General features: G+C 40.6%; 11 protein-coding genes. 4 read left to right on the top strand and 7 right to left on the bottom strand.

Translation table 11 applies throughout. The annotated features are described in order from the left end of the window. The first annotated feature begins 1 nt into the window (after window position 1). On the top strand, window positions 2-1,444 hold the full coding sequence (locus B9A58_RS04925; RefSeq protein ID WP_084371300.1) for an aldehyde dehydrogenase: 1,443 nt from the start codon (window positions 2-4) through the stop codon (window positions 1,442-1,444). Window positions 1,445-1,555: 111 nt separating this feature from the next. On the opposite strand, the gene B9A58_RS04920 is transcribed toward B9A58_RS04925, so the two are convergent. The 5 genes from B9A58_RS04920 to B9A58_RS04900 form a co-directional block, all read right to left on the bottom strand. Next, window positions 1,556-2,767, bottom strand: a complete 1,212-nt coding sequence (locus B9A58_RS04920; protein ID WP_176214675.1) for an MFS transporter — start codon at window positions 2,765-2,767, stop codon at window positions 1,556-1,558. Between the two features lie 119 nt (window positions 2,768-2,886). After that, window positions 2,887-4,209: a TolC family protein gene (locus tag B9A58_RS04915; RefSeq protein ID WP_084371298.1), complete on the bottom strand. Its 1,323-nt coding sequence runs from the start codon at window positions 4,207-4,209 to the stop codon at window positions 2,887-2,889. After that, complete coding sequence (locus tag B9A58_RS04910; RefSeq protein WP_084371297.1) at window positions 4,199-7,342, bottom strand: efflux RND transporter permease subunit; 3,144 nt, start codon at window positions 7,340-7,342, stop codon at window positions 4,199-4,201. Before B9A58_RS04910 ends, B9A58_RS04915 begins: the two co-directional genes overlap by 11 nt. Window positions 7,343-7,348: 6 nt before the next feature. Further along, window positions 7,349-8,464, bottom strand: a complete 1,116-nt coding sequence (locus B9A58_RS04905; protein WP_084371296.1) for an efflux RND transporter periplasmic adaptor subunit — start codon at window positions 8,462-8,464, stop codon at window positions 7,349-7,351. Between the two features lie 4 nt (window positions 8,465-8,468). Next, window positions 8,469-8,942, bottom strand: coding sequence for a MarR family winged helix-turn-helix transcriptional regulator (locus B9A58_RS04900; RefSeq protein WP_084371295.1), 474 nt, complete (start codon window positions 8,940-8,942; stop codon window positions 8,469-8,471). Between the two features lie 233 nt (window positions 8,943-9,175). On the opposite strand from B9A58_RS04900, the gene B9A58_RS04895 reads away from it, so the two are divergent. The 3 genes from B9A58_RS04895 (at window position 9,176) to B9A58_RS04885 (ending at window position 15,035) form a co-directional block, all read left to right on the top strand. Continuing rightward, the gene (locus B9A58_RS04895) at window positions 9,176-10,309 is read left to right on the top strand and encodes an efflux RND transporter periplasmic adaptor subunit (protein ID WP_084371294.1); all 1,134 of its coding nucleotides are present in this window, start codon (window positions 9,176-9,178) and stop codon (window positions 10,307-10,309) included. A gap of 3 nt (window positions 10,310-10,312) precedes the next feature. Next, on the top strand, window positions 10,313-13,528 hold the full coding sequence (locus B9A58_RS04890) for an efflux RND transporter permease subunit (protein WP_084371293.1): 3,216 nt from the start codon (window positions 10,313-10,315) through the stop codon (window positions 13,526-13,528). A 157-nt stretch (window positions 13,529-13,685) separates the two neighbouring features. Continuing rightward, window positions 13,686-15,035 (top strand): TolC family protein, encoded by a 1,350-nt coding sequence (locus B9A58_RS04885; RefSeq protein ID WP_084371292.1) that lies wholly within the window; start codon window positions 13,686-13,688, stop codon window positions 15,033-15,035. Here the strand turns inward: B9A58_RS04885 and B9A58_RS04880 are convergent. Further along, window positions 15,032-15,463, bottom strand: coding sequence for a DUF3995 domain-containing protein (locus tag B9A58_RS04880; protein ID WP_221407812.1), 432 nt, complete (start codon window positions 15,461-15,463; stop codon window positions 15,032-15,034). The genes B9A58_RS04885 and B9A58_RS04880 overlap by 4 nt on opposite strands. Beyond that, window positions 15,464-16,699 (bottom strand): D-alanyl-D-alanine carboxypeptidase/D-alanyl-D-alanine-endopeptidase, encoded by a 1,236-nt coding sequence (locus tag B9A58_RS04875; protein WP_221407811.1) that lies wholly within the window; start codon window positions 16,697-16,699, stop codon window positions 15,464-15,466. Window positions 16,700-16,920: the final 221 nt, after the last annotated feature.

Genomic DNA, 16,920 nt, shown 5'->3' with positions numbered 1-16,920 from the left:
CATGCAAATAATTGAAAATTATATCAATGGTGCACTTGTAGCTCCAATTTCCAAAAAATACATAGATAATATCAACCCTTCCAAGGGACAAGTTTATTCGCAAATCCCTGATAGCGACCACGCTGATGTGGAATTGGCCGTAGCTGCTGCTAAAGCTGCATTTCCTGCCTGGTCTACTTGCGGAATAGAGACCAGGGCTCATATACTTAACAAAATTGCTGATCTGATTGACGAAAATCTAGAGGAGTTAGCAAAAGCAGAGTCCATAGATAATGGCAAACCCTTGAGCCTAGCCAAAAGTGTAGATATCCCTAGAGCTTCTTCCAATTTCAGGTTTTATGCCAGTGGGATTCAACATTTCGCTGCTGAGTCTCATTACATGGAAGGTACAGCTATAAATTATACCAAAAGATCAGCTGTGGGCGTAGCTGGATGTATCTCGCCATGGAATTTGCCACTGTATTTATTCAGCTGGAAGATTGCGCCTGCATTGGCAGCAGGGAACACAGTCGTGGCCAAGCCTACTGAAGTCACCCCCATGACAGCCTATTTGCTATCCAAACTTTGCATAGAAGCTGGTTTGCCCAATGGGGTTTTAAATATCGTTCATGGTTATGGTCACAAAGCTGGTCAGGCTATTGTAGAGCATAAAGATGTGCCTTTGATTTCATTCACTGGAGGTACAGAGACAGGTAAGAAGCTTGCAGCAACTGCAGCGCCCATGTTCAAAAAATTATCACTGGAATTAGGTGGCAAGAACCCCAATATCATTTTTGCTGATTGCGATTTTGATGATATGTTGAAAACTACGCTTCGCTCTTCTTTTGCAAATCAAGGTCAGATCTGTTTGTGTGGGTCTCGAATTTTTGTGGAGCGTCCGATTTACGGAAAATTCAAAAATGCTTTTGTAGAGAAAGTAAAGAAAATGAAGGTTGGAGATCCTCTGAATGATCAAACTAAAATGGGAGCAGTAGTTTCAGAGGCTCACATGAATAAGGTGCTGGGCTACATCAAATTGGCTCAGGGAGAAGGAGGCACAGTGCTAGCAGGAGGTGACAGGGTAATGGTAGAAGGTGATTGTGCTGATGGATATTTTATAGCACCCACCATTATTGAAGGATTGAGTCATGATTGCCGAACGAATCAGGAAGAAATCTTCGGACCTGTGGTCACCATTATGCCTTTTGATACAGAAGATGAAGTATTGGCTATGGCCAATGCTACGTCTTATGGCTTGGCGGCTACCATTTGGACGCAAAATCTCAAAAGAGCACATAGAGTGTCACATCAGGTCAAAAGCGGTATAGTTTGGGTCAATTGTTGGCTGCTCAGGGACTTGCGAACGCCATTTGGTGGCATGAAACAATCAGGTGTAGGTCGAGAGGGAGGCTTTGAAGCTTTACGATTTTTCACTGAGCCTCAGAATGTTTGCATCAAATTGTAGTTGCGTAGTTTGTTGGTCAATCCCCCCGACCTTAGTCACCAAGAGGGTGTCTTATTCTCCCTTAGAAAAAAGGGGGCTAGGGGATTTGTTCCTATCATTAGGATAGCCAGACTAGCCCTTAGATTCTTGAATAGCCAGACCTTCTTCAGGGATATATTTCTGGATCAAAAAGGCCATAAGGAAAGAAGCTAAGGCTGCCAGTGTGGCATTTCCTATAAATCCAATGTCTGTATAGATAAACCCAGCAAGCGCAGAGCCTAGAGCCATGCCCAACTGACCTATGGAAATGGTCATACTCATCATGCGTCCACGCTGATTGTCCTGAATCACTTCTGAGGCCAAAGCTTGAAAAGGTACCATCCGAGCCACAATCAGCAGCATGATGATAAAGAAAACTGCGAAGTACATTTCGTAATTCATATTGAGAAAAAACACACACATGGGCATGATAATCACAAGGAGAAGATTGGAGAAAATGATGATTTGCTTTCTGCCAGTCTTGTCTGAAATCATTCCAGATATTGGCCCTGTAAATACTGTGGCCAATCCACCAATTAAAAATAATGTAGCAATATCATAACTATTGGCTCGAAAGGAGTTTTCCAACCATGTGGGAAAATACACGATAAACGAAGAGATGCTCAGGAACATTAACAGGTATCCCATGGCAATGGTTTTGACAGATGGAACGTGTAGGATCTCCCAGTATTTTTTGATAGAATGTTTTAGGTTTAAAGGGCAATTGGAGTTGTCAATTTTTGGTTGAGGTACCTTAAACAAGATTAAAAAGAAAGCAAACACCATTACGAATCCAAAAAATTGAAACGGGGCGAAAAAACCAATTTCTCCGGCAAGAATCGTTCCTGCTGGTATCCCTAGGATTTGTCCAGCCGCACTTCCTGTAGCTACGACCCCATTGGCCCAACCTCTTTTTTCGCAAGGAAAATAATCTCCAATATAGGCCACACAAGATCCAGTGAGAATGCCGCCTGCAAAGCCTGCTAGCATTCTAAATCCTAACATGGACCAATAGTCAAATGCCAACTGGTGTGTAAGCAAGGAAAGGGACATGGCACCAGCGCCTATAAGAAGTATTTTTCTACGACCCACGCGATCTGAGATGGGTCCAGTGATCAGAGCTACTATTCCCAACGTGATTGCGTAAGCTGTGATGAGGGTGCCTCTAAGTGCTTCTGCAATATTCAATTGTTCGCCTATCTGAGAGAGAATAGGTGACATAATGAAAAATTGGCTGCTAGCCGCAAACATCAATAGCCATAGAGAGAAGAGAATGATTCTAGCGTTGAGTTGACCTTTATTCATAAATTGAGTAGTTGGCGGGACTAACGGCATCTCCAATCACAAGTTTGATTTTTGTGACGAATCGCAGTTATCAAGGGTTAGACGGTTGGGGACTAACCCTTGATATGTCTTTATCTTATTTAGAATTTGGCATCCAGAATGGTGCCGCTCAGTTGAAGCAATACGAGTTCAGCATTCTTAGCACTGTATTTTGCCTGGTTGAAATTCAAATTGGCAGTTAGTAAGTTGAACTGAGCCTGTCTGAACTCAATCGAAGTAATCAATCCGAAGCCATATTGTTCTTTTGATCTATCAAAATTGAGATGATTGGTCTGCAAGTTTTTTTGCTCAGCCTGCATGACAAAAAGTGCGGTTTGATATACCGTCCACGCATTTTGTATTTGTCGTTCCAAATCAAGTTCAGTTCTCTCCACATTGATCTGCTGGTTTTCCATAGCCAGTTTGGCGTTTTGACGTTGAGTATTTGAGCGTCCACCATCAAAAATATTCCAGGTCAATGTGGCGCCCACATTCAAGGCAGTTGAAGTAGATTCTGACAAGAAATTACCTGGAGCAAATTGATTATTATTCCAGCCATAGGAGGAATTGATCCCGATTTTTGGAATGATGGCTGAATTCTCCACCTTGATATTGTATTGAGAATTTCTGAGTAGGCCTTGCTCCACATTTAATGCTGCATTTTTCTCTTTGGCAGAAGCTTCCAGTGCTTGGTAGTCTAGATTATTCTCGAAAGCAAGCAATGTGTCCACGCCAAAGTCTACACTGACATCTCTACCCAATAATAGGTTGAGATTGCGTTTCTCATTTTTGAGTTGCTGTACAATCGTGAGATAATTGATGCTATCTGTATTGTAATCTACTTCTGCATTAAGAATGTCTAATTGACTGTTTTGTCCAAACTCAAAACTGTATTTGGCGCGAAGCCACCTTTCTCTGGATATATCCAGCGTTTCTTTCTGATTCAGCTCGTTTTCAGTCAAACGGGCAATTTCATAATAAGAAATAAAAAGATTCACCAGTGTGTTTTCCATAACAGCACGTGCCTGAATTTCACTGAGATTGTAATTTTCTTGCAATCTCTTGTAATCATACTTTCTTCCAAAACCATCAAAAATGGTGTAATCCATATTGAGGGAAGCGTTTGAACCCGAACTATTAACACCATCGTTCACGATACTTGATCCATCCGAAAAAGTCAGATCAGAATCAGTACGTGTTTGACTTGTACCAGCTGTGCCCGAAACATTAGGCAAATAACCACTGTTTGTAATTTTTGCATTATTCTCTGAAATCTCCAAATCATTGGATGCCGCTCTAATATCAAAATTGTTTTCTAATGCAATGGATACAGCATCTGCTTTTGTCAGGATTTCCTGAGCTTTAGATTCAGTTGTTGCCCAAATGAGCCCGACAACTACATATATGAGTTTGTTAATTTTCATTTTCAACTTTTAATTCTTTTACAGCTCGTTCTACTTCTTCTTCTGTTGGCTTATGGCCTGTCCATAGCCAGATGGCATGTACTTTTACTGTGTTGCCTGTGGATAACATCAAAGGCAACATGATGAGTGTGAGGACGGTTGCTACCATGATTCCGTAAGCCACTGCAATGGCCATAGGAATTAGGAATTGTGCTTGGCGACTGGTTTCAAAAATCAAAGGAGTAAGCCCTGCAACTGTCGTGATTGAAGTTAAGAAAATGGCTCTAAACCTTGACTTACCAGCATCAAGGAGTGCCTGCTGGTAGGGGCGTCCCTCTTTGAGGTAGGCATTCATCTTTCCTATCAACACCAGACCATCATTTACTACAATTCCGATAAGGGCAATAATCCCTAAAAAGGATAGGATATTGATTGGGAAGTCATGTATCCAATGCCCCCAGGCTACCCCAATCAAACTAAACGGGATCATAAGTAGCAAAAGAAAGGGCTGGCTAATAGATCTAAACGTAAATGCAATGATCACAAAGATGGAAAAAATGATGACTGGCAAGACTGCCGCAGCAGAAGCCGTGGTTTTACCAGCTTCACGATTTTGACCTTCAAACACAGGCGTGACGTGCGGAAACTGTGCCTTCAATTTTGGCAACATTTCAGCCTTTACTTCATTCATAATATCAGTGGCACTTGTTTTAGGGTCTTTCAAATCGCCTTCCAGCCGAATTTCCCTTTTACCATTCAAGTGATTGATGGAAATTTCACCTCTGGAGATTTCGTAGTTTGCAATCTCTGTAAGCGGCACTCGATCACCAGATGAATTCACAATGCGCATGTCATCCAGATTCTTTATGGAAGAACGTTCTTCCTTATCATATCTCACCCATACTTTGATTTCGTCTCTTCTTCTTTGAAACCTTTGGGCTTGAAAGCCAAAGAAACCAGATCTGACTTGACTGATGACATCATTGAGGCGGAAACCCATAGCGTAAGCTTCGTCTTTCAGAGTAATCTTGATCTCCTTGATGCCTTGAGGGTCGTTGTCCTCTATGTCTTTTACTAAAGGGTTTGCCTGAAGGTAATCCTTCATTATTTTTTTGGCGGCCTTGAGTTCCTCAATATTGTCACTCAGCAGTGCCATGGAGATTGGTTTACCGCCAAAGTTTCCGCCTGACCCAAAAACCACGCTTTCTGCTCCGTGAATTTCACCTACTCGTTCACGAAGCGCAGAGGACATTTCATGAGAGGGAAAATTTCTATTTTCTCCCGCCAGTAAGTTGATATTCAATGAAGCTGTTGATGTACCAGGCCCCATTCTTCTTACCATATTTTCGATGGCATCACCATCCTGCTGAGTGTCAAACTCTTTTCCTAATTCCCAGGCTACGTTTTCTATGTGTGAAATGATGGAATCTGTGATCGATTCATGTGTGCCCTGAGGCATTTTCAGGGATACTGAAATTCGATCACTCGCAATCTGAGGAAAGAAGGTTACTCGAATAATTCCACCTCCAATCGATCCTATCGTTAGGAAAAATAAAAAAATTGGAATGGCAAAGCCAAGTACGCGATTGTTTAAGAAAAACAGAAGTACTGGGGCGTAAACCTTGTCTCTGATCCAACCCATAAACTGATCCGCATAACGATTGAATACATAGGTTTTTTGTTCTTTAGACAAGGCTTTGGAGTGCGCAACATGAGAGGGTAAAATAATGAGTGCTTCCACCAGCGAAATGCCCAAAGTAAGAATGACGATGGTTGACACCTCTCCAAAGAACTCTCCAATGCGACCTTCCAAAAAGAAGAATGTAGAGAACGCAACCAGCGTAGTAAGAATAGCGGATGTAATTGCAGGTATGACTTCCATAGTACCATCTACTGCTGCTTGAATGGGGCTTTTTCCTTTTTCGTAATGATGATAGATGTTTTCTGCAATTACAATGCCGTCATCTACCAAAATACCGATCACAATGATCATCCCAAATAACGAAAGTACGTTGATGGTCACGCTGAAATACCCAGCAAACATAAACATGCCAAAGAAGGCAATCGGCAAACCAAAAGCTACCCAAAAGGCCAATCTTGGTTTGAGAAAAATGGCTAGGAAAAACAGCACCAACAACATGCCTTGCACACCATTCCTCAGAAGCAATTCGGAGCGCTGAACAATGGTGATTGATGAGTCTCGGGTAATATTGATTTGCACATTATCGTGACTTTCGTTGAAGTCATCAATGTAGCCCTTGGTTTTGTCAGCGACATCTATGAGATCTTCCGAGATGGTTGCGTTCACCTGAATTCTCACAGAACTCTCCCCGTTGAAATAAGATCTGTCTGGAGTTTCAGACCAGCGATCTCTTACTTCAGCTATATCTTTGAGCCGAACCAATTCGCCTGATTCCGTGGCTTTTACAATGATGTGATCTAGTTCATCTCCATGATACTTCCTGTTGCTTACTCTAATTAGATACTCCTCATGTGCCGTTTTGATCGTGCCGCCAGTAACCAAAATATTGGTAGAAGATACGGCATTGGCAATCTGCTGAAAGGTCAGATCATAGGCTCTTAGTTTATCTTCATTGATAGCAATCTCAATTTCTTCTTCTGGATATCCAGTGACTTCGACTTGAGAAATTCCTTCTAGATTTTTTAAATCTGTTTCTACCTCTCTGGCCATGGTCTTCAGAGCGGTCAGGGGAATATTTTGCCCACTGATCGCCATAGTGACGGCTTCTGTTATGAAAATACCTTTGGAAATAATGGCGGGCTCCATGCCAACTGGAAATGACGGGATTCGATCGACCGCATTTTTCACATCAGCCAATACTGCATCTATATCGTACCCTTTCAAAACTTCTATTCTTACAGAAGCAGAGTTTTCAGAGGAGGTAGACGTAAATCGATCTATTCCGACAAGGCCTCTTATGTTATCTTCTATCTTAAGGATAATGCCCTCTTCCATCTCTTGGGGAGATGCACCAGGGTAGGTGACATTGATAGTGATATCTCTACTTTCAACCAAGGGGAAAAAGGAAGATTTGAGATTTAAAAAACCAAACGTCCCCAAAAAGGTGAAAGCAATAACAATGACCCAACCAGCGATTGGGTACTTGATAAAATGATCAATTATTTTATACATTCTATTTTAGTTTTCGCTGTACACTTTTACTTCCATGCCTTCAAATGCACCTGGAACAATTCTGGAGAGGATTTCTGTTCCATCTTTTAGATTATTCACAATGACAGATTTATTAGTTTTGTGGACTATCACGACAGGTATGAGATAGAGTTGGTTATTCTGGATGGCGTAGATTTTATCACCTTCTACAAGCAGTTTTCTGTCAATTTCTACAGCATCTTGAATTTCTTCTCCTGAAATTTCGGCTTCTAAGTACACACCTTCTTTCAGCTCTTTTCCTGAAACGTCTATGTAAACCTGAACGGTTTGTGTGGTGGCATCTACTTTTCCATTGATTCTAGATACCTGGCCAGTCCAGTTTTGGTTATTGACATTGGGATTATTAACTTTTACCTTTTTACCAATCGATAAGGAGGGAAGCACAGATTGACTGACGGCTACCTCCAGTTCATACAGAGAGGGGTCTATAAACTCTCCAAGCTTTTGACCTGGTCGGATGACGGTGCCAGGGTTGACCAAGGTTTCAGTGAGTACTCCACTGTAGGGTGCTCGGATTTTGTATTTACCTTGAAGTATTTCAAGGTTCTTGGTGTTGTAATAAGTGGTGTAAATATTCTTTCCAGTAATGAAATATTTTTCTTTTTCTGAAGTAGTTTCTGGCAGTTTCGCAATCGGAGCGCTGATGTCAAAATTGGAAACATAGGCATTCCACTTTTTATAAGCCTCTGGGTAATCCAGCCTTAAATCTGGTAAAATGCTTGTAACTAAATTTTGCAGTACGCTTTTTTGTGCCAATAGACTTACATATGCGTCATTGCTTCTGATGTTGACCAATGTTTCTCCTTCAGAATATTTTATTCCTGCTTTGAAAGCTTTCTTACTCGATTCCATTACCCCCTGAACTTCGGCATATAGATCGGCTTTTCTTTTGGCAATCAACCGACCATTTTCTATGACGCTCACCCCAATGTTTGAACCTTTCACCTTTTGTGTAAACACTGTAGTTACATTCTTTTGCACTGGTGGTTTTTCGTCTTTTTTACTATCTATAATCATTCTGGATCCAAAGAATCCACCTAATATGATCAGTATACCTGCTACTATTGATATTTGTCTTTTCATGAAGTTATTTATTGAGAGGAGTTGTTAACTCATCTATTTTTATATTCTTACCTATTTGTTTTAATACCTTAATGGTCATTTCTAAGTCTTTTTGTTCGATACCTTCCTGTATTGTGCTAATGATCTCTTGAAGGATAGGAATGGCTGAGTTAAACATTTTTTTACCTTCTTCAGTGATACTGACCAATTTTATGCGCTTGTCATTTTTATCTACAGATCGAATTACAAAATTTTTCTTTTCCATGGTGTTGATCAGTCGGGTAAGCGAAGTCTTATCTCTGTTCGTGATAAATGCCAAATTGTTTTGTGCCATGGCCCCTTGCTGAAATAGAACCTTCAAAAGGATCATCTGGGCTTTGGTCAACTTAAGCCCTCTTGATGCCAAATGGTCGTTGAGGTAGTAGTCCAAAGCTTTCATGGTTCTTCCGAGCCAGGGGAGTATAGTTTGGTCTAATTCCGGCAATTTGTTTTCTTCCATGACGCTGGTTTACGGAGATAGTTCTAATTAGTTGTATATGCAATTAATTTTTTTTCTTAATGATTTGTTGTGAGCTAAAAATGAGTGATGTGCCGCTGTTTTTTTGAGTGTTGCGAATTAGAATTGCCATAAATAAAATTATCCTAATAGCTACCATTCATCAAATACTAGGTGTATTCTGAAACAATTGGTTCATTTTTGCGATAGAAGACAGAATATTACATCTATAACCAATGAGAAGAAAACTTGTATCGTACGCTGTCGTACTCCTTATCCTTGTGGCCACTTATTTTGCTTATCAGGCACTTTCTAGTCAGAATGTGGAGCCACCTCAAAGACCAAAACCAGTGGCTAAAAATTATGTAGCTGCCAAGCCTTTTGAACCTCAAACTGTGGAGACAACTATTGAAGCTTTTGGTAGAGTAGGATCTGCCGAGCAGATCAATGTGATTGCTGAAGTTGGAGGGAAGTTACTTCATGGGAGTTCTGTTCTCAAAAAAGGTCATAGATTCAGAAAAGGCCAGCTCCTTTGTAGAATTGATGATATTGAAGAAAACCTTGATTTGCAAGCAAGAAAAAGTAGTTTTTTGCATACACTGGCATCTATTCTTCCAGACATTAGAATTGATTTTCCTAATAGCTTTAGCGAGTGGCAGTCTTATTTTGATGGAATAAAATTGGATGAGAAACTCCCAGCATTGCCTGAAGCCAAATCCTCAAAAGAGAAGACTTTTCTGGCTGCAAAGAATATTCTGAGTGAGTTTTATGCCATCAAGAGCGCAGAAGAGAACCTGAAGAAGTTTTATATCTATGCTCCTTTCAATGGCAGTATAGTTTCAATCAATTATCAAATTGGTTCTGTGGTAAATCCTGGTGCTAATATTGGTACAATCATTAGTACTGACGAATTAGAATTGGAAATACCTGTTGAACAGCGCGACATTGAATTTGTGCAGAAAGGCAAAGCAGTTACAATCGTGGATGAGTCTGACTTCGAACAAAACTGGATAGGAACCATTACGCGCATTGCAGATTTCATTGATCCAAATTCTCAAAGTGTCAGCGTGTTTATCAATATTCAAAAAAGATCGAAATATGAGGCACTGGATGGTTTGTTTTTGAAAGCCAGAATTCCTGGCAAGTCAGTGAAAAATGCTGCCGAGGTACCACGTAGAATTCTAAAAAATAAAAATGAAATTTTTGTAGTGCAAGACAGTGTGCTGGTCACTCGACAAGTGCGAGTGCATAAAATCTCTGAGAATAATGCCATTATCAGTGGATTGAAATCAGGAGAAATGATGGTGACTGATAGACCTTCTAATGCTTCTGAAAACATGAAAGTAGAAATCATAAAACCTAAATCGTAAGTCATGAGAAAGGTTATTGAATTTTTTGTAAAATATCCCATTTGGGCCAATGCCATCATATTGGTTGGTGTGCTGGGTGGACTGGGTACTTATTATTTTAATCTTAAGAAATCGTTCTTTCCTGAGCGTGAGGCTCGTTACGTGAGTGTCAACGTATCCTATCCAGGCGCCTCTCCAGTAGAGATGGAAGAAGGAGTAACTATTAAAATAGAAGAATCGCTCAAAGGACTTGAAGGTATAGAAGAAGTGACATCCACCTCTTCAGAAAACTTCGTCAATATTAGTATTCGCTCCAGAGACGGATATGACCTGGATGAGTTGACTACTGAAGTGAAGAATGCAGTGGATCGGATCAATGCCTTTCCAGTATCAGCCGAAAAGCCTGTAGTGGCTAAGCAGAAGTCTACCAGTATGGCGGCCTATATGGGAATCAGGGGTACAGTCTCACTTCTGGAACTTAAAAAGGCAGCTGAGCAGGTGGAAGATGATTTTCTGAAGTCGGGTTTCATTTCGCAAGTGAGGGTTTCTGGTTATTCTGATTTGGAGATTTCTATAGAAGTGAGAGAACAGGACTTGAGAAGGTACAATCTTACTTTTGCTGAAGTGGCCAGTGCCATTCGAATGAACAATAGAGATGTGTCTGGTGGCTCCATCAAAACGGTAGATGAAGAAATTCGTATTCGTGCCAATTCGAAAGAGTTTGACCCGAGTATCCTGGACGAAATTATAGTCAGAGCCAATCCAGACGGCACAAAGCTACACTTAGGCAAAATTGCTGATGTAAAACTGCAGTTCGCAGACGTGCCAAACAAGTACTTCTCGAATGGCAAGCGTGCGATTAATATAGCCGTGCAAAAATTACCTGAAGAGGACATTGAAAAAATCTCGAAGTTTTTGGATGAATATGTCAAAGAATTCAACACCCAGCAAGACAACATAGAATTGTCCATGGGATTTGATTTCAACTCTATGTTGGAAGATAGATTGGAGTTATTGGTCAGAAATTTCGGTACTGGATTAGTGCTAGTATTACTCACCTTAGGCTTTTTCTTGTCGCTGAGGTTATCCTTTTGGGTAGCCATGGGTATACCTATTTCATTTTGTGCCATGTTTATCATTGGTGATATGGCAGGCATTACGATCAATATGCTTACGCTCACAGGTATGCTATTGGTAGTAGGTATTTTGGTGGATGATGGTATAGTAATCGCTGAAAATATTTACACGCATTTCGAAAGAGGAAAGAAGCCTCATGAGGCGGCTATAGACGGGACTATAGAGATGTTGCCCTCTGTGTTTACATCAGTAATGACGACTATTGTGGCTTTTATGCCTCTCATTTTTTTGGATAACAATGGATTTACCAAGGAGATGGCCATAGTGGTGATTGCCTGCTTGGCCTTTTCCTTGGTAGAAGCCTTTTTTGTCTTGCCAGCTCACCTTTCTCATAAGTGGGTGCTGGAAGGAAGAAAAACTGATGGGCTGTATTATAGATTCCGTCAAGGGATGGAGCGAATCATCAATCATGTTCGTTTCAATATGTACTCTCCCTTTATCAATAGACTGTTGAGGTACCGTTGGATTTCTTTTATGGCTCCATTTGTCTTCATCACTTTGGTCATGGGCATGTTTGCAGGAGGCATTATTAAGTTTACCCCTTTCAGTCGTCCGCCAATAGATGACATCAACGTAGATTTGGTACTAAAGCCTGGAACCAGAGAGACCGTTACAGAAGAGTATTTGTGGAGTTTTGAAAGCTCGATTTGGAAAGTGCATCAGCGAATGCTAGATGAAGGTCGAATCAAGGATACCATCATGACGGATGTGGATGTACAGCTGGGATCCACTTCAGACAGACAAAATACGGGATCTCATACAGGTGCCGTTCGGATTGATTTTGACAAACTTGATGAAAACAATATATCTGGCTATGAGGTCGCATCTTTAGTTCGTGACGAAATTGGCCAAGTGCCTGAGGCGGAGAAGTTTAGCGTAGGAGCAGCCAACTATTGGGGAAAACCAGTAGCCATTTCATTGAAAAGCAAAAACATTGTTGACCTTGACAAAGCCAAAGAGGAGGTGAAAGACGCACTGCTCAAAATGTCTGATCTGATTGATGTGGGAGACGACGCATCAGCCGGACAACGCGAATTGGAATTGAAGCTCAAGCCCTTGGCTTATCATTTGGGCTTAACCCAAAACGATATCACGCAGCAAATACGCCAGGGATTTTTTGGAGAGGAAGTACAACGACTACAGGTCAATACTGACGAAATACGCGTTTGGGTACGATATCCAAAAGAGGACAGATTGAGTATCACTCAGCTGGAATCCATGAAAGTGAAGAAAAATGGGGCAGAATATCCTTTGTCAGAGTTAGCAGATTATGAAATTGGTCGAGGAATAACCAGCATCAATCACTTCAATGGCAAAAGAGCAGTTCAGGTCTATGCCGAGCTGGCTGACTCAAAAACCACTCTGCCTCCTATCTTGGATAAGATCACCAATGAGATCATGCCCCCGATTGTCAATAAATATGCTGGTTTGGAGTATAGTTTCGAAGGGCAGTCTAGGGGTTCTCAGAGGCAGACGGACTCTTTTATGGAAATATTGGTTCCAGTTATTTTGCTGATGTTGCTGTTCATTACTTTGAACTTCAGGTCGTTTTATCAGACATCACTGATTTTGGTGTTGTTACCACTAGGCTGGGCTTGTGCAGCATTTGGACATTTTTTCCACGATGCTGTAGTTTCGTTCGTGAGCTTTTATGGTATGCTGGCCTTGTCAGGCGTAATTGTGAATGACGCAGTCGTGATGCTTGATCAATACAATCGAAATTTGAAGGAGGGAATGAACGTCATGGATGCGATCAATAAGGCCGGTACGGCAAGGTTTAGAGCGATTCTTTTGACTTCATTGACAACAGTAGCGGGATTGTTTCCTTTGATTTTGGAAAAAAGCTGGCAAGCGCAGTTTATTATCCCCATGGCGATCTCATTGGCTTATGGTGTATTGTTTGGAACATTGTTTATCCTTTTCTTTTTTCCAGTGATGATCCTGTGTTTCAATGACATCAAAGTATATATCACCTGGTGCTTTAGAGGGATTTGGTTGAGCCTCAAAGGCGTGTTTTTTGGTGATCATAGAGAAATACTGAAGCCTACCAAAGAAGAGGTAGAACCAGCCATCATAGAAGGAAAAAAATTAGCGGAGTATTGATAGTCGTCCTATGATGATTTGTTATTTCGAACCCTTTGGGTGAAAAATCTTAATATCCTTCTGTGATAAGATTTCTCCTTGGCCGAAACGACAGAAATAAAAAAGATGGAGTATTAAAGTTCAAGTGTTTAAAGCCTGGAACGAAGAATTAAAATAAATGAATAATCAAATTAGGAAAGCCACTTTGGTTTGGGCCCTATTGGGTCTTTTTGTAGGAAATGTATTGCAAGCTCAAGATCAATTGTCATTGTCTCAAGCCATTGAGATGGGGTTATCAAACAATTTCTCCATTCAAATAGAAAAAAGTAAAAAGGAGCAGGCCGCCAACCTGAATACTTGGGGACAAGCAGGTATGTTTCCGAATATTTCTTTTAACGCCAGTCCATCTGTGTCATACCAAGACCTAGAAACGGACAACCCTTTTAGGTTTGGTGGATCACAGACTTCTTCGGATATTTCTCCCTCTGTACAAGCCAATTGGGTATTGTTTGATGGATTGAATGTACGCATGACTAAGGGCAAACTGGCATTGCTTGAGGAACAATCAGGTGGCAATGCTCAAATCATAATTGAAAATACTGTTCAAGCCATCATTTTGGCATATTACACGGTGTTGTTAGAGGAAAGAAGGACAGAAGTATTTTCCAATACCCTAAATTTATCTAGAGATAGATATGATTACGTCAAATTGAAAGGAGATCTGGGAAGTGCTGTGACATTTGATATTTTGAGGGATAAAAATGCCTACCTAACGGATTCCTCAAATTATCTAACGCAAGTGCTTAATCACAAAAATGCGATTCGTAACTTAAATTTACTATTGGCTCAACCAATAGATAAGTCTTATCAGTTCACTGATAGTCTGGCTGTTCAAGAAACTAATTTTAGTCTGGATGAATTAGCGGCAGCCATGAAATCAACGAATAGCAATTTGAGAAATCAGTACGTGAATCTAGAAATTTTACAAAAAGAGATTGGCATAGCCCGTTCAGCCATTTACCCTCGTTTGACATTCAATTTATCAGGTGGTAATGGCTGGAATCATGTAGAACTAGGGACACCTATTCAAACAGTTGATGGACCTGTCTCTGGAATCAACACCTCCACTTTGTCATTATCCGCAAATCTTACACTTTCCTTCACCCTGTACAACGGAGGTAAAGTAAAGAACCAAATCAAGAACGCCAGAATTCAAGAGCAAATTGGCCAGTTGCAAATCAAGGATTTAGAACTGACTTTGGATAATTCTTTGATCAGCACTTATGATAGGTACAACCTTCGTCAGAATCTGAACAGTATTGCAGCTGTAAATCTGGAAACAGCTGATTTGAATTTAGACATGGGTGCGGAGCGCTACAGAAATGGTAGTATCAATTCCTTCAATTACCGAGACCTGCAGATTACTTACTTGCAGACCGCTTTGTCATATTATCAGTCCATCTACAATCTGATAGAATCTAAGACGGAGCTGCTTCGTTTGAGTGGGGGGATTTTAAGTGAAAATTAGTCGTTTGGTCTAATAATCAAGAAGCCCAAAAGAGCAATCAAAAGGCACAAAGGAGAGTAGAAGTATAAATCCGCCTTGGCGAAAGCCGTTTCCAGTGGAGGCTTGAAAATGCCAATAAATTTGAAATCTCCAATGGCTCTTAGAAGAAATATGCCTGGAATGATCCATCCAATAATTTTGAAGAAAGTCCAAGTGGGTAGGCTCAAGACTAGACCTGATTGAAGTAAATAATAGATTCCGAAAAGCATTAGTCCAGTTCCAACTATAGCACTTTCCAGCGCAGACGGATTCAATAAACGCTTGCCGTTTGCGTCCGTGGGTAGTGCTTCTGCAAATCCCCAAGAACCACCATTGGCCCAGTAAAAATGTAAGATTGAAAGTGCGGAAAAAACGATGAGTAGAAATATCGAAAGGTATGTTTTCATCATTTAGTATTTTTCATAAATCAATTGCATGACTTTCTCCATTTCTAGCTTCACAGGCCTAGAGCTGGAGGCGTAGTTGTTGTTCATAAAACTAAAAAAGAGATCCTTGCCAGATCGGGTATGAATAATACCCGTTAGGTTGTGATTGTTGCTCAGAGTACCTGTTTTTGCAAATACATAGGGAGGTTCGCCTGCTCTAGGTTTGTACCAGTTTTTGAGTGTGCCATCTACACCACCTATAGAAAGCACTTGTTTCATTTGGTCTAAACTCATTTTAGTATAAATATAATTCATTACAGCCACCATGCTTTTGGGAGTGACCAGATTGTAGCGCGATAGTCCACTGCCATCCTTCCAAATGGGTGGTTTAGGGTAAATCTTAAGATTCTCCTCTTGGGTAAATGATCTGATAGGGTCAGCACTCAGAGGCATACGCATTTCAGTGGCACAGAGGTACAGAATTTGCTCGGCGACCAGGTTGTCACTTCTTTTGAGCATGAAGGCAAAAAGTTCCATTGAAGAGCGGCTGTAAGCCAATTTTGAGCTTTCAAAATCGAACGATTCTACCCAATGTACTTTTCGTTTGAGTGTGTCTTCAAGCAAAGTCACAGTGAGTTCGTCTGATGTTTTGAACGGTACACTATTCTTGTAAGCACTTCTGGCTGTGTCAGGTGCAAAACTGAAAATGTTGGTGTTGATCAGGCGATATGGGCTGAGTTTTTCAGAATCAATTTCTCGAATGTCTGCAAAGTCAGCAAAGAAGCTTGGTTGTACAGAAAAGCCGTTTTGAGCAGAATCATATACATAGCGAATAGTGTTGCCGTAAATAGGAAAGGCTGTTCGTTCAGGTTGAAAGTAGTATTCATAATCTTCCCATGACCAACCAGGGGCAAATGGCTCGTCTTTGAATTTAGGTTTGACATAATGCAGGCTGTAAGAAGTGTCCTTTAGCATTTCAAAAATCGGCTGTTCTTCAAAATCTGGGTGAAGAAAGGTTGGATCTCCTGTGCCTGTAAAGAATAGTGAATCACCTCTAATGACATATTGCAAACCAGGCACTGAATCTCGCATTAGCGTCAGGCCAGCATAAAACGTGAGTAATTTGGTGTTGGAAGCTGGCGTAAAGTATTTGTCTTCATTCCAAGTATAGAGAAAAGTACTATCTGAAGGGTCATATAGTGCAAACCCAGTGAGATGACTATCAAACAAAGGGGATTGTGATAGACTCTTATTCATCATCTTTCTGTTGGTCACTCCTTTGATGGTGGTGCATGAGGAAAAGAAGGTGGAAACGACTAGAAAGAAAATTATGTAATTGAGGTTCATAGATGTACTTGCAATAGAACTGAAAATTAATAGCTCAAGAAATAATTTTACTATGAAAGTCTTTTTATTTTAGTTAAACCTAAACGTAATCAAATCTATTTCTTGAAAAAGCACATCTTCATTTTTTTAGTAAT

The organism is Reichenbachiella faecimaris (assembly GCF_900176375.1).
GTDB lineage: Bacteria > Bacteroidota > Bacteroidia > Cytophagales > Cyclobacteriaceae > Reichenbachiella > Reichenbachiella faecimaris.
Note: the sequence above shows the minus strand (reverse complement) of the source record. Positions and strands in the feature narration are given on the sequence as shown.

Excerpts from the sequence above, each read along its gene's own strand:
- B9A58_RS04925 (WP_084371300.1), top strand. The coding sequence starts at position 2 with ATGCAAATAATTGAAAATTATATCAATGGTGCACTTGTAGCTCCAATT.
- B9A58_RS04900 (WP_084371295.1), bottom strand. The coding sequence starts at position 8,942 with ATGGAAGAAAACAAATTGCCGGAATTAGACCAAACTATACTCCCCTGG.
- B9A58_RS04880 (WP_221407812.1), bottom strand. The coding sequence starts at position 15,463 with ATGATGAAAACATACCTTTCGATATTTCTACTCATCGTTTTTTCCGCA.
- B9A58_RS04895 (WP_084371294.1), top strand. The coding sequence starts at position 9,176 with ATGAGAAGAAAACTTGTATCGTACGCTGTCGTACTCCTTATCCTTGTG.
- B9A58_RS04875 (WP_221407811.1), bottom strand. The coding sequence starts at position 16,699 with ATGATGAATAAGAGTCTATCACAATCCCCTTTGTTTGATAGTCATCTC.
- B9A58_RS04910 (WP_084371297.1), bottom strand. The coding sequence starts at position 7,342 with ATGTATAAAATAATTGATCATTTTATCAAGTACCCAATCGCTGGTTGG.
- B9A58_RS04885 (WP_084371292.1), top strand. The coding sequence starts at position 13,686 with ATGAATAATCAAATTAGGAAAGCCACTTTGGTTTGGGCCCTATTGGGT.
- B9A58_RS04905 (WP_084371296.1), bottom strand. The coding sequence starts at position 8,464 with ATGAAAAGACAAATATCAATAGTAGCAGGTATACTGATCATATTAGGT.
- B9A58_RS04915 (WP_084371298.1), bottom strand. The coding sequence starts at position 4,209 with ATGAAAATTAACAAACTCATATATGTAGTTGTCGGGCTCATTTGGGCA.
- B9A58_RS04890 (WP_084371293.1), top strand. The coding sequence starts at position 10,313 with ATGAGAAAGGTTATTGAATTTTTTGTAAAATATCCCATTTGGGCCAAT.
- B9A58_RS04920 (WP_176214675.1), bottom strand. The coding sequence starts at position 2,767 with ATGAATAAAGGTCAACTCAACGCTAGAATCATTCTCTTCTCTCTATGG.